Here is a 13,466-nt window from a genome sequence, read left to right as displayed (position 1 = left end):
CCGATGACCGCAATCGATGCCCCGACCGTTCCCGCTCCCCCCGCCGGCAGCCGCCTCGCCCGGATCGGCCGCTTCGTGCGCCGCAACCCGACGATGCTGCTCGGCGCCGCCATCCTGATCTTCTTCCTCATCGTCGCGATCATCGCGCCGCTGATAGCCGGCGACCCGATGCTGAAGGCCCCGACGCGGCGGCTCCAGCCGCCCTCGCCCGAACTGCGCTTCGGCACTGACCAGCTCGGGCAGGATGTCTTCGCGCGCACCGTCTACGGCTCCCGCGTCTCGCTGATCGTCGGCTTCAGCGTCGCGACGATCTCGATCCTGATCGGCCTGACCATCGGCCTCTTCGCCGGCTATTACCGTCGCTTCGACGCGATCGTGATGCGCCTGATGGACGGGCTGATGGCGATCCCCGCGATCCTGCTGGCGATCGCCATGGTTTCCCTGAACCAGGGCAGCATCGGGATCGTCATCGCGGCGATCTCGATCCCGGAACTGCCGCGCGTCGTCCGCCTCGTCCGCTCGATCGTGCTCAGCGTCAAGGAGCTGCCCTTCGTCGAGGCCGCGCGCGCCTGCGGAGCGCGCACGCCGCGCCTCCTGTTCTGGCACATCATGCCGAGCACGATCGCGCCCTTGATCGTGCAGGCAACCTATATCTGCGCCTCGGCGATCCTGGTCGAAGCCTCGCTCTCCTTCCTCGGTGCGGGCGTGCCGCCGGAGGTGCCGAGCTGGGGCAACATGATCGCGTCGAGCCGCCTCTACCTCGCCCGCGCGCCCTGGACGATCTTCTGCCCGGCGATCGCGCTCGCGCTGGTCGTGCTGGCGGTGAACCTGCTCGGCGACGGCCTGCGCGACCGGCTCGATCCGCGCCTGTCGCGGCGGCTCTAGCCTCACGACCACACTGCACGCCGGGCATGCATCGGCACGCCCGGCGAATCTCCGGCACCGCGCTATGCTGCCCTCGCCATCGATGGCGACACGAAGCTGGGAGCCTGCCGGGATGAACCGACGCGACACGATCCGACTGGCGCTGCTGCCGACGCCTTTCGAGCCATTGCCGCGCCTCACGCAGGCTCTCGCCCGGAACGGTGTAGGACCGTCGATCTGGATGAAGCGCGACGACTGCACCGGTTTCGCCGGCGGCGGCAACAAGGTGCGCAAGCTCGAATATCTGGTTGCCGAGGCCCTGAAGCAGGGCGCCGACACGCTGGTCACCATGGGCGCGATCCAGTCGAACCACGCCCGCCAGACGGCGGCCGCGGCCGCGCGCAACGGGCTCGCCTGCGTGCTGCTGCTGACCGATTCGGTGGCGAATCGCAGTGAATCCTATCGGACCAACGGCAACTGGCTGCTCGACCGAATCTTCGGGGCGGAGATCCGCCTGTTCCCGCCCGGCGGGGATGCGACCGCCATCGCCGACGAGGCGGTAGCGGGACTGAAGGCACAGGGGAAACGCCCGTATTTCATCCCGGTCGGCGGCTCCAATGCGCTGGGCAGCCTCGCCTATCGCGACGCGCTTCTGGAACTGGCCGGGCAGGCGAAAGCCGAAGCCGTTGCTATCGACCATATCGTCGTGCCGACGGGCAGCGGCGGCACCCATGCCGGCATCCTCGCCGGCGTCGAGGATGCCGGGCTTGCCTGCCGCGTGCGAGGCGTCAGCGTATCCCGCTCCACCGAGCAGGCGGGCGTCATCGTCTCAGGGCTGGTGAATGACATCTACACGCTGGAGGGCCGGCAGCAGGGCCAGCAGGTCGCGCTTGAGATCGATGATTCACAGGTCGGCTCCGGCTATGGCCAGCCGACGCCTGCGATGATCGAGGCCGTCGAGCTGGTCGCCCGGACGGAAGGGATCCTTCTCGACCCGGTCTATACCGGCAAGGCGATGGCCGGGCTGATCGCGCTGGTCCGGAGCGGCGCCATCGGCCCCGACGAGACCGTCGTCTTCTGGCATACCGGCGGCGCACCGGGGCTCTATGCCTACCCCGAGGTGTTTCAGGGGTAGTCGCCTCGGCGATTTGCAGTGCGATGTCGTCCTTCCGGGATAACACTCGACAGAGAGCCCGGACGGGCCGTCATTCTCGGGCTTGACCGGAGAATCTCGTGCAGGAAGAAGCGCCTTTCCGTCCTGAGATGCTCGGGTCAAGCCCGAGCATGACGGCGAATAACGCCTCATTCCGCGCTGACCATGAGGCTGTGGACAGCCTCCCTCGCCCCCTATCGAGCAGGCCCGTTCGAGGCCCCGGTTTACGACCTGTTAACCATTTCCTCGATACACCGAAGCAACCGAAAATTTACCAAGATAACCGACGTGTTAACTCAACCCCGGCCCATCCGCCTCAAGGGGCGGTCCTATCTTGCGCTGACGCTGACCCCGGAGCTGCCCTTCGAGGACTGGCTTGCGCGGCTCGACGATCTCGCCTCGCGCTCCGCCGGCTTCTTCCTGCGGCGCCCCGTGGTGCTCGACATCACCGGACTGGATATCGACCGGGCGCAGCTTCGCACCTTCGTCAGCCAGCTCGGTTCGCGTCAGGTCCGGATCATGGGCATCGAGGGCGCTTCGCCTGCCCTGCTCGGCTCTGACCTACCGCCGGCCATGGCTGACGGGCGTCCGACGGCCGATTTCGAACTCCCAGTCGCGGCTGAGGCCACCAAGGCCGAGATCGTCGCGGTCGCCGAGCCGGTCATGCCGGACCTGCCGAAGGCGGTGCCGTCGATCATCGTGACGCAGCCGGTGCGTTCGGGCCAGTCGCTGGTCTTCCTCGAAGGCGATGTCACCGTCGTCGGCTCGGTCGCCTCGGGCGCCGAGATCGTCGCGGGCGGCTCGATCCATGTCTACGGCACCCTGCGCGGGCGGGCGATGGCGGGCACGATGGGCAATGCGGCGGCGCGCATCTTCTGCCGCAAGCTCGAGGCCGAGCTGATCGCGATCGACGGCTACTACAAGACGGCCGAGGACATGGGTCCGGAATTCCGCGGCAAGCCCGTGCAGATCTGGCTCGACGGCGAAGCGTTCAAGGTCGAAGCGCTCGCCTGAGGCGAAGGCATCAACAGTCATAAAGGAGCGGTCAATGGGCAAGGTCATCGTCGTCACATCGGGCAAGGGCGGCGTCGGCAAGACGACATCGTCGGCCGCGCTCGGCGCCGCGCTCGCCCAGGGCGGAGACAAGGTCGTGGTCGTCGATTTCGACGTCGGCCTGCGCAATCTCGACCTGGTCATGGGCGCCGAGCGGCGCGTGGTCTACGATCTCGTCAACGTCATCCAGGGCGAGGCCAAGCTCACCCAGGCGTTGATCCGCGACAAGCGGGTCGAGACGCTCTACCTGCTGCCCGCCTCGCAGACCCGCGACAAGGACAACCTGACGGCGGAAGGCGTCGCGGCTGTCATCGGCGCGCTGAAGGCGAATTTCGACTGGGTGATCTGCGACAGCCCGGCCGGCATCGAGCGCGGCGCGACGCTGGCGATGCGCCATGCCGATATCGCGATCGTCGTGACCAATCCGGAAGTCTCCTCGGTGCGCGATTCCGACCGGATCATCGGCCTGCTCGATTCCAAGACGCTCAAGGCCGAGAATGGCGAGCGCATGGAGAAGCACCTGCTGCTGACCCGCTACGACCCTCTCCGCGCCGAGCGCGGCGACATGCTGAAGGTCGACGACGTGCTGGAGATCCTGTCGATCCCGCTGCTCGGCATCATCCCCGAGAGCATGGACGTGCTGCGCGCCTCCAATATCGGCTCGCCCGTCACGCTCGCCGACCAGGGCAGCGCCCCGTCCATCGCCTATTTCGATGCTGTGCGCCGGCTCAAGGGCGAGCAACTCCCGGTCACGGTCCCCGGCGAGAAGCGCGGCTTCTTCGGCAAGTTCTTCGGAAGGAAGGCGGCATGAACCTGCTTCGTCTCTTCTCCCGCCCCCGCTCGGCCCCCGCTGCCCGGGAAAGGCTGCAGGTGTTGCTCGCCCATGAGCGTGCCGCGACCGGCGGCGATGCCGACCTCCTCGGCAAGCTGCGCGACGAAATCCTGCGCGCAATCTCCAAGCACATGCAGATCGACGACGACAAGGTCAGCGTCCGGATGGAGCGCGGCGCCCAGGTCTCGACGCTCGCCGTCGATATCGAAGTGCCCTTCGACGCCGGCAAGAAGGCAGCGTAACCGCTGGACAGCGTTTCGGGTGCGCGGCGGCTATCAGCCCGTCGCGCGCCCCAATATCGCATCGACCTCGTCGCGATCGATGCGGCGCCGCTCGAACAGCCGCCGGGCGATCACAGCCTGGGCCGCGAGCATCGCCGGCCGGTACAGGATCGCGGTGGCGGTCGTCGCGCAGCGTGCGCGCAAGGCGGCCTCGTCCTGAGGCGGCAACAGGGCGATATAGGGCCGCATCTGGCGGAGATCGTCCTCATGCGAGCCGATCGCGCCGGGATACCATTTCAGCCCTTCCTCGTTCCAGTAGATCATCTCGCCGCAATAACCGGCGGAGAGGATGGTAATCTCGACCTCGGCCCGCTGGCGGTCTATCGGGTTGTCAGCCTGGAATCCTCGCTTGTAGGGCTCGAAGCAGGTCTCGCCCGAGAAGCCATAGGGCGGCCGCAGCCAGGCATGCGTGATGTAGCGCCCATGCTCCCAGCCGACGATGATGTGGCCGGCCTCGTGAAAGGCGCAGGCAGCGCGCCGGATGTCGGCCGGGATATCGTCGCGAATCGGCATGCCGTCTCACTGTCACCGGCAGCGGCCCTCGGCAACATGCACCGTCGAGTTCGCCCTCAAATCCAAGCTGGTATGGCGGTTAGCCCAAGCCAAGGATCGAACTCAGGCCTCGCTACGGGGCTCAGAAGAAAAACGTCTCGGGCAGGCTGGCGACGCCATTGACCTGCGACCGCGTAGCCCGCTCAGGTTTTCGCGAGGACTGCCGCAATACGCTCCCGCCATTTCTCCGCTTCTGGGCGCCCCGAAAAATCGCTCATTTCCACCACCGGCCATTTGGGCAGGCGCAGGCGCAGAACAGGGTATGGGCCGTCCTCGCTGTCTCTCATGATCAGCACCGGCGGCGTGAGCGCCGAAAACGGATAGGTTTCGTGACGCTTCAGAAAGGGCCCGCGCATGATCCTCACGGCGCATCCCGCCGTCGGGTCGAGCCTGAGTTCGGTGGAGCTTACGAATGACAGGATCACGAAGAAGCTGCCGAGGACGACCGGAACGATGATGCAAAGCGCAGCCAGGAGCAGCGTTGGCGAGGGCGTTCCCCAATCCGCGTGAATCATGAATGGTATCGGGATCATAATCCCGATGCCCAGTCCAAGCACCAAAATGAAAAGCCTCAGCGGGAGCGGCAACGGCCGCTGCCGGTAAATGATCGCGCGCTCATGTTCGATCAGCATCGGCAGACGGTAAGATGTTTCCCACCACCTTTCCATGGTCATTGCGCCGAGCTGGCGCGCAATGGACGAGATGCTGGTCAGGGGCCACGCGTGATGCGATGCGAGCAAGGACCGCTCGCCCGCGGAGAACTGTGCGGCATCCGAAATCCCGCATTGCCGAAGCGGCGGGGATCGGCTATCCAGCCTGCACGGAAAGCGCCCGTAGCTCAGCTGGATAGAGCGTTGCCCTCCGAAGGCAAAGGTCACACGTTCGAATCGTGTCGGGCGCGCCACTTCCGTTCAAAACTGCGAACACCCAGATTGCGCGCGGCATTGCCCGCGATGGCCTGCTCCAGGGTGGTCTTATCCCCGATGATGCGGACGAGATCGTCGTCGACTTCGACGCGATCGACGACGGACCGGATGTAGGCCTTGCGGAACGGAATGTCTCCGGAGGTGACGCTTTCGCGCATGAGGCGCCCGAAGCGCTCGATAGCCTCAGGCTCCAGGGTGGTCGGCGGGGCGGCTTGCGCCTTGATTCGCTCCAGCGCAGCGGTGGCGCGATCACGCTCCAGCTTGAGGGCGGCGACCCGCTCCGTCAGCAGGTCGTCGAGATCGGTCACGCCATCCTCGACCATCTTGTAGAGGCGCCTCAACCTGTCCTCAGCCTGGCTGGCTTCGGTCTGCAGCGTGGTGATCCGGGTGTCGACCTCCAGCGCGCGCTCGGCCCGCCCCGCCGCCAGGCCGGCGAGCATGACCGTGAGCCGGTCGGGCTGGAATAGGTGGTCGACGAGGTGGTCGGTGACGAGCGTGTCGAGCCTGTCCATCCGGATGGATCGCCCCTTGCAGGCCGTCTTACCCATCCGGCCGTGAACGGAGCATGAGTAGTAGCGGTGGACCTGTCCTGATTTCGAGGTGCCAGTCCGCAGGGTCATCGCGCCCGAGCAGGTCGCGCAGGTCGCAAGCCCGGTCAGCAGGATCGGGCCGGTGACCACGCGCGGCGGCGTGGTCATCGGGGCGTTGACCTTCATGCGCGCCTGCACCGCGTCGAATTCATCACGCGGGATAATGGCTGGCACCTCGACGACGATCTGCTCGCTCGCCGGCTTCTCGGCGAGGGTCTTGGAATCGCGCTTGTTGAAGATCCACTGGCCGATATAGACGGTGTTGGTCAGGATGCCATGCACGGTCGCGACGCCGAAGCGGGCCCCTTTTCGTGTCCGGTAGCCACGTTGGTTCAGCCAGCAAGTGAGTTGCTTGATCCCAAGCGGCCCGCCGGTCCCGTCGCCGGACCGATAGAGCTTGAAGATCTGCCGTACGGTCTCCGCTTCGACAGGATCTTCGACGAGCTTCTTCTTTGCCCGGTTGCCGCGCTTCTCGACTTCAGCGGTGGTGTAACCGAGCGGAACCGGCGAGCCATTGTAGAAACCTTGACGTGCATTTTCCTTCATTGCACGTAATACGTGCTTTGCGTTCTCCCGGCTCTGATATTCGTCGAACAGCGCGATCACCTGGCGCATCATCACCTGAGCCGGGTCATCTCCCAGTTCCTGGGTGATGGAGACGAGCCGCACGCCCGCCTTCGCCAGCTTGCGGATATACATTTCCAGGCCGAAGGCATCGCGGAAGAAGCGGCTGAAGGAATGCACCAGGACGATATCAAACGGCCGATCGTCGTCGGTTGCGCGCTCGATCATCTTCTGGAATTCCGGCCTGGCATCGTCGGTCGCCGAGGCGCCGGGCTCGACATATTCGGCGACGAGGTTCCAGCCCTTGCCGGCGCAGAAGGCGAGGATCTGTTTGCGCTGATCGGGGATCGAAAGGTCAGATTCGGCTTGCCGTCCGGTCGACACACGAAAGTATCCACAGGCTCGAACGGAGCCGTCCGATATCGTCGACTCAAAATTCGACTTGTGGAGATACTTGTTCATCTTTGCTTTCCTGCGCAGATCGATTTCTGCATTAGAGCATAATTCTTCTTATAGATCAAATATTTACAGTGAGGCGACGAACGGCATCCTCACTCGGATTGATCTCGCGCCAGTGACAACTGGGGCAAACCGGCGCTCGCTATCTCTCAGCCCCCGCATCATGCTGGCGGCCGAGGTTATCGAGCCTGTGGACGATGGCTAGCGCAGGTGCCGCCACAGGAGCGGCCTATCCAGGTACGGCACGTCCGTCGCCGAAGATCTGACGCATGGCCTCGGCCTCGGCCAGTTCCCTGCAGGGCACGGCCGTCATCTTGACGGTCACGGCACGCGGGGCCTGCTGGATCAGCATCAGCCGACCCCGGCCCTTGATGATCATGCTGTCGACGCCGTGCGGGCAGCTCTCATCCTGCCAGATTCCCCAGACGATATCGCTCGCGCAAATGATCTCGGCCAAGGCGCTCGTTTGGTTCTCGCTCCGGAGGATAAGGCCCTGGTTCGCGTTGGCCATTTCAATGAGCTCCTGCAGATGCTGCTGTTCATTCATGTCGAGTTCCTTCTGATCGAGTTGGTGGCACGGGCCGGGCTGGTTTCGGGGGAGGCTCTCCACGGCCCTGCCTGCCCGGTGGGGTCAGGATTTCGTCGAGAAAGCGACCGAGATAGGTCTCGATCACGTGGAGCTCGGCCGGCGTTACCGGGACCGGTTCGGGCCAGTCGTCGACGACGATCGGCCCCGCCTCGCGCTCAGAGCTCATGGTCGAGCTCGCGGCGTCGTGAGGCGGTCGGGGTCCGGCTTTTCGTCCGGTCGCGATCGGCTTCGACCACCGCGACGGTCGAGAGCTTGACGTTGGACCGCGACAGGCGCCCGGCGAGCCAGGCACGGCGTTCTAGCGCCGACGGCACGGCATCCGGCGTCTGTCGGTCGAGAGGGCGGTCGGCGAGCAGATGACGATCGATCGCTTCCGTATCGACGACGAGCGTCGTCTCGCCTCGCGCCCGGCTCGCGGCGACATAGATGTCATGGCGATCAAGCGCGGGATCGGCGAGGACGAGCGTCCGGTCGACGGTCAGGCCCTGACTGCCGTAGATTGAGCTCGCATAGCCCCAGCCGAGACGGACGCGGCCCTTCTCGTCGGCGAGCGCGGCGGGGTCGAACGTGACGAGACGGCCACCCGTGACAGCTTCGATCCGAATCCTGCGCCCATCCGGCGCATCCCGTTCGGGTTGCTCCATCACCTTGGTGACGGTCCCGGTCGAGCCGTTTACGACGCCGAGTTCGTCGTTGCGAACAAGGAAGCGGATGTGATCACCCGCCGCCAGCATGATCTGGCTCGCATGGCCGGACGGGGTGACCGCCGCGATTTCGATCTCAGGGCCGTGGATCAGTCCCCTGTCTTTGAGTCGGCTGCGAACCTCGCGCGAGATCGCCCCGACCTGCGCATTGGTCCTGGCCAGAAGCAGGGTGGAGGCGGTCGGATCTGCATCCTGGGCCGCCTCCCAGCGATCGACGATCGCCGTGATCGCTGACCGGGCGCCCTGCACCTCGACGAGTAGTCCACGCTCGGCGAAGGCGTCGAGCGCGCGACCGGTCTCGCCGGCGCCGAAATCGCGCACGGCATCTCGTGCCCAGGCGTCGCGCTGACGCACGATCGTCTCGACGCGGGCGGCCTCGACGGCGCGGCTGACGAGGTCTAGGCCCGGTCCGGCTCCGATCGCCTGAAGCTGGCCGCGATCGCCGACGAGGATGAGCTTCGCACTTGCTCGCTGCACCTCGGACAGGATCGCATGCATGTCGCGCGACGAGAGCAGGCCGGCTTCATCGACGATGAGGACGGTGTCCTGATCGAGGACCTTGTGTCCTCGCTTCGCCTTTTCGATCCAGCTTGCGGTTGCGCGAGCTTCGATGCGGAGATCGGTCTGCAGCATCCGGGCGATGCGCCAGGCGGAAGCCGCGCCGAGGACCCGATAGCCTGCCTCCTGATACTCGCTGACGACCGGAGCAAGCGTCGTGGTCTTGCCGCTGCCCGGCGCGCCCTCGATGATCGCGATGGCCTGGGCGTTCGTCGCCGCGATCGCGGCATCTCTCTGTTCGGGGCTGAGGCCGGCGGCATTGCATCGTACGATCAACGCGTCCCGATCGATGCCCTTGCCGAGATCGGTTGCGAGGTCGCGCGCGATGTCGATGACCTGGCGCTCGATCGAGACCATTTCGGAAGTCGAGTAGCGCGGAAGCCCGATCGGATCGCGGCCGATCTCGACGATCGCACCGTCGCGAAGCAGGCGATCCACCTCAGGCCCCGTACGCTCGGCCGGCAATCCGGTGCCGACGAGCGCGGCCGCCACGGCGCGGAAGAGATCGCGCCGCTCAAAGACGCTGCGGGTCTCGGTGAGTTCGCTCGGGAGCGCCGCAAGCCGATCGGCCAGCAATCGCTCGCCGCGCTCCAATTCGGGCTGGCGGTTCGGTCGGTAAAGGTCGTCGGCAAACGTTTCGACGGCGACGCCCCGCGCCGCAGCGGCCTCGGCCCAGATCTCCTCGCGCGAGCGGGTGCCGGCTTCGCTCTTCGCGTCGCGTGTCGCCCGGGTGATCGCGGAGGCGAGCGCCGCGGCCGAGCGGCTGGTCACCTGGTGCTCGGCGAGCTCGTCTTCGATCTCCCTTCGCCGTGCGCTGAAATACCGGATCAGCGCGTCGTCGACGCCGGTGAGCTCGAAAGTGCCGTTGTAATCGAGACGATCGAGCGCGAAGCCAAGGGCTTCGAGCTGATGCGCGAGCGCGGCGTGATACTGCGCACCCGCCGCCATCTTCCAGTCGCGCAGGATCTTAGAATGGATGGCTCCGACGGACCCGTCCGCGCGCGTGGCGAGATTGAGGACGACGGCATGGGTGTGTAGATTCGGATCGCCGAAGACCCGTCCATCGGCATGTTCGGCCGGGCGGCTTTCGCCATGCTGGAACAGGGCAGCCGAGAGCGGGACCGGCTCGAGCGTCAGGCCGCCTTTGCCACGGCGCGCCCACATCGCTTCGCGCTCGACGACACCGAGAGCTGAACGGACCGCACGCTCCTGCGCGGCTTCGATGGCGGCCTTGAGTTCCGGCTCGGCGAATGCCCAGGCCAGGCCGACTGAACGCGGCGCGCTGAAGGTGACGTCGAAGGCCGGAACGCGGTCCGTCCTGCCGCCCTGCGTGAGCAGGGTTTTGCCATCGGCGCCGACGCCTGCGTAGAGGCGCTCGAATGCGACTGGCTCGACCTCGGCGCCATCCGCGAGCCCGAAATCGCCGGCGGGAGCATACCAACGGCCAGCCGGCTCGACGGTGCCGAGATAGTACTCAGCGCCGCGGAGGTAATAGGCGCTGGCTGCGGCAGGATTCCAGGTAGCGACCAAGACGGCCTCCGATGACAGGAGGCCTTCGAATTAGCCGGCAGGGCGCCTTCAAAGTTTGGGATTAACTCGCGTAGGTGATGGGTCAGTTTGAAATTTGAGCCGGCGCTTTTTGTAAGGACCGCGCTTCGCGGCGGTCTTGGCTTCTTCAGCTTCGACCAGCGCGACAATATCGCTGATCTCCCAAAGCCGATCCGAAACGCCCGCCGCCATGGCCGGCGGCATCCGCAGCGTCGAGTGGATGCGGACGAAGTTGTAATACATCATGTGGAGTGCGACGGCGAAGGCGTAGCTCTCAACCTTCTTAGATAAGCCGTTGGTGAGGCGTGACGCGAGATCACCCATGAACCACATGGCGCACTCGCCATCGCGACCGCCGACGAAATAGCTGACAATCAACTTGGTATCAGCGTCGATCGCCGTCCAAGTCCAAGTGTCGCCAGCCGCCGCTGGCGCGGCTTTCGCGGTGGCGGCGTTCTTTTGCTTGGCGTAAGTGAAACTCCAAATTTCATCGACCTGAACGAGCTTCGCCTTCACGTCCCGCACGGCGGCGTCATGGAAAGCCATACACGCCTTGCCCGTGTCCACCAGCAGCTTCGCGACGGTGTTCTTGCTCGCCCCCGTTAGCCGCGTGATCGCGCGGATGGATTGGCCTTCGCAGAGAAGGTGAAGGATGCGCGCACGATCAGCAGAAGGGAGCTTGTTCATGCTGTTGAATCTGACTTTCAGCGGACCAAGTCAAGCATAAAGGTCAGTTTGCAAATTTTTAAAAACTCGATATTTTAATGGCGCCGCCATAGCGGCTGGGGATTTTCATGGTTTTCGATACGACGCGCTTCAAGACACCGGGCCAACTGCTGGAATGGCTTCTTTCGGAACGTGGGTGGACCAAGCGCACCCTGGCCGTCGTGCTCGACATGGACGAGCAGAAGATCAACCGCTTCTCGTCTGACAAGCAGCCGATGACTGCGGAGTTTGCCATTCTGCTCGAAGAGGTTTTCGGCGTCGAGGCGAGCATCTTTCTCGCACTGCAATGCACCTACGATCTGGCAAAGGCCCGAATTGTTGCGCAGCCAGACCCGAAGAGAGCGACACGCGCGCAGCTTCATCATGGCCTGCCGCTATCGGATATGATCAAGCGGGGATGGATCAACGCCAAAGATGTTCGAGACCCTCGTGTGGAGGAGGAACTGGTTCGATTCTTCGGAACCAATCGCGTCGAAGACATCGAAGTGCTGCCCCACTCAGCAAAGAAGACGGAGGTCAGCGCGCCAGCGTCACCAACGCAAATTGCTTGGCTGTATCGCGTACGAAAGATCGCAGAGGAAATGCTGGTCGCCCGCTACAGTTCCGACGTTCTGCTGTCCGCGCTCCCGAAATTAAAGGCACTCCTCATTTCGCCTGAAGGCGCAAGGAAGGTTCCGCGGATATTAAGTGAGGCTGGAGTTCGCTATTTGATCGTCGAGACTCTGCCTGGAGCCAAGATTGACGGCGTGTGCTTCTGGCTGAACGAGCGATCGCCGGTCATCGCAATGACGATGCGCTTCGATCGCTTGGACAATTTTTGGTTCGTTCTTCGGCATGAAATTGAACATGTGCTGCAAGGGCATGGCAAAGACAAAGTCATGCTCGATTCTGATCTGGCAGCCGATGCCGCCGCCGAAACTGACATTGCGGAGGAAGAGCGAATTGCAAATGAGGCTGCAGCTGATTTCTGCGTCCCTAAGAAAATGATGGATGCCTTCGTAGCGCGGAAGGCCCCGTTCTTCCATGATCGCGACATCTTAGCCTTTGCAAAGATGATCAATGTCCATCCGGGGCTTATAGCTGGGCAAATACGACATCGGACGGGAAATTACGCCAGATTTCAAAACTATCTATCGAAGGTTCGCACATCAGTTCTGCCCAATGCCGTAGTTGATGGCTGGGGCAGCGTGTATCCGGTTGAACAATAGGAGCAGGCATGTCGAAGAAAAGCGAAATGCAGCGCGTGATCCGGGCTTACAAGGATGAGACCGAAAATCGCGAAATTGAGATGAAAGAAGTTGCCCGATGGGCGGCCGAAAAGGGCTGGCCGCTCCCAATTCCTAAAGACCCTCTAGAAGTTCTCGCGCAACAGTTCGCCGATGCAGCGCGCGAAGAGACCCGTCGAGACCGAAAAACCGGTCGGCATTACCGCGCAAACCATCACTACAAGGATTGGCGAGGTGGTAAGCAGTACGATTTCTGGATCGACATTGACGAAGCTGAGCGCGGTCCTTTCCTAAAGTCTGCAGTCACGCGACGCGAGCAAATGGTCGGCGATGGTTTGCAGCTCACCCTGGACATCATGCACTGGAATTCGATCAACCCTGAGAAAGAGCCCATCGATCTTCCGATGGACCTGACGTTCGACATCGAACTCAGGTTGAATGCCCCCGATGACGACGATGAGGCGGCTTAGCCGCCCTTCTTCCATCGAGCTTCTGCGGCTATCCGCGCAATCTCCGTACGCTCGGCTGGCGAGAGAGACCGAGCCCGCGCCGGGCCGCCTACGGCGCCAGCCTTCTGCGCCCGTGAGACCCTCGGCGTCTCAGTGCTGGTCTGAGTCTCGCCCGTTGCGGCATCGATCACGGACTTCGCCAATTGGTTTGGGTCGCGGGGGCGCTTAGGCGTCTTGCTCATTTGGCAGAACTTAACTCACTGACATCGCCTGCCTTCAAATCGAGAAGTTCGGTTAACTCAAAGCTAACAATATCGTAAGCGGTGTCCCGGTTCCACCTTTGCGGCAGGGGTCTGAGCGCCGATGTTTGAAGCCCCACAGGGCTTCGACAC

Annotated in this window: 13 protein-coding genes and 1 tRNA gene; 8 read left to right on the top strand and 6 right to left on the bottom strand. The window is 63.9% G+C overall.

The features are described from left to right. The first annotated feature begins 3 nt into the window (after window positions 1-3). The 5 genes from AC3WMA_RS21980 to minE all read left to right on the top strand — a co-directional run bounded on the left by AC3WMA_RS21980 (window position 4) and on the right by minE (window position 4,144). On the top strand, window positions 4-885 hold the full coding sequence (locus AC3WMA_RS21980) for an ABC transporter permease (RefSeq protein ID WP_492287458.1): 882 nt from the start codon (window positions 4-6) through the stop codon (window positions 883-885). Window positions 886-997: 112 nt separating this feature from the next. Beyond that, window positions 998-1,999 (top strand): D-cysteine desulfhydrase family protein, encoded by a 1,002-nt coding sequence (locus tag AC3WMA_RS21975; protein ID WP_492287457.1) that lies wholly within the window; start codon window positions 998-1,000, stop codon window positions 1,997-1,999. A gap of 297 nt (window positions 2,000-2,296) precedes the next feature. Continuing rightward, entirely contained in the window at window positions 2,297-3,031 is a 735-nt protein-coding gene (gene minC, locus AC3WMA_RS21970) for a septum site-determining protein MinC (RefSeq protein WP_492287640.1), read from the top strand. Window positions 3,032-3,065: 34 nt separating this feature from the next. Then, window positions 3,066-3,881: a septum site-determining protein MinD gene (gene minD, locus AC3WMA_RS21965; RefSeq protein ID WP_492287456.1), complete on the top strand. Its 816-nt coding sequence runs from the start codon at window positions 3,066-3,068 to the stop codon at window positions 3,879-3,881. Continuing rightward, window positions 3,878-4,144 (top strand): cell division topological specificity factor MinE, encoded by a 267-nt coding sequence (minE, locus tag AC3WMA_RS21960; RefSeq protein ID WP_199091428.1) that lies wholly within the window; start codon window positions 3,878-3,880, stop codon window positions 4,142-4,144. The genes minD and minE overlap by 4 nt, the downstream gene beginning before the upstream one ends. A gap of 33 nt (window positions 4,145-4,177) precedes the next feature. Here minE and AC3WMA_RS21955 read toward each other — a convergent pair whose 3' ends face one another. Then, a complete protein-coding gene (locus AC3WMA_RS21955; RefSeq protein WP_492287455.1) occupies window positions 4,178-4,696 on the bottom strand; it encodes a hypothetical protein in 519 nt (172 codons plus the stop codon). A 182-nt stretch (window positions 4,697-4,878) separates the two neighbouring features. Next, window positions 4,879-5,475: a hypothetical protein gene (locus tag AC3WMA_RS21950; protein ID WP_492287454.1), complete on the bottom strand. Its 597-nt coding sequence runs from the start codon at window positions 5,473-5,475 to the stop codon at window positions 4,879-4,881. A gap of 87 nt (window positions 5,476-5,562) precedes the next feature. On the opposite strand from AC3WMA_RS21950, the gene AC3WMA_RS21945 reads away from it, so the two are divergent. Next, window positions 5,563-5,639 (top strand) — tRNA-Arg (locus AC3WMA_RS21945). Here the strand turns inward: AC3WMA_RS21945 and AC3WMA_RS21940 are convergent. The 4 genes from AC3WMA_RS21940 to AC3WMA_RS21925 form a co-directional block, all read right to left on the bottom strand. Continuing rightward, on the bottom strand, window positions 5,610-7,277 hold the full coding sequence (locus AC3WMA_RS21940) for a recombinase family protein (protein ID WP_076439603.1): 1,668 nt from the start codon (window positions 7,275-7,277) through the stop codon (window positions 5,610-5,612). The genes AC3WMA_RS21945 and AC3WMA_RS21940 overlap by 30 nt on opposite strands. Window positions 7,278-7,503: 226 nt before the next feature. Then, window positions 7,504-7,821: a hypothetical protein gene (locus tag AC3WMA_RS21935; RefSeq protein WP_076439601.1), complete on the bottom strand. Its 318-nt coding sequence runs from the start codon at window positions 7,819-7,821 to the stop codon at window positions 7,504-7,506. 197 nt (window positions 7,822-8,018) lie between these two features. Next, window positions 8,019-10,655 (bottom strand): MobF family relaxase, encoded by a 2,637-nt coding sequence (gene mobF, locus AC3WMA_RS21930; RefSeq protein ID WP_076439599.1) that lies wholly within the window; start codon window positions 10,653-10,655, stop codon window positions 8,019-8,021. A gap of 48 nt (window positions 10,656-10,703) precedes the next feature. Further along, window positions 10,704-11,360 (bottom strand): helix-turn-helix domain-containing protein, encoded by a 657-nt coding sequence (locus AC3WMA_RS21925; RefSeq protein ID WP_076439598.1) that lies wholly within the window; start codon window positions 11,358-11,360, stop codon window positions 10,704-10,706. A 107-nt stretch (window positions 11,361-11,467) separates the two neighbouring features. Here AC3WMA_RS21925 and AC3WMA_RS21920 point away from each other — a divergent pair, with 107 nt between their 5' ends. Both AC3WMA_RS21920 and AC3WMA_RS21915 read left to right on the top strand, forming a co-directional pair. Next, entirely contained in the window at window positions 11,468-12,607 is a 1,140-nt protein-coding gene (locus AC3WMA_RS21920; protein WP_076439596.1) for an ImmA/IrrE family metallo-endopeptidase, read from the top strand. A gap of 8 nt (window positions 12,608-12,615) precedes the next feature. After that, window positions 12,616-13,095 carry a hypothetical protein gene (locus AC3WMA_RS21915; protein ID WP_076439594.1) on the top strand — a complete coding sequence of 160 codons (480 nt, stop codon included), beginning with the start codon at window positions 12,616-12,618 and terminating at the stop codon, window positions 13,093-13,095. The last annotated feature ends 371 nt before the right edge of the window (window positions 13,096-13,466 follow it).

The sequence above is a fragment of the Allobosea sp. FW305-C-101 genome (assembly GCF_058783685.1).
This window is presented reverse-complemented; position numbering and strand designations above follow the sequence as displayed.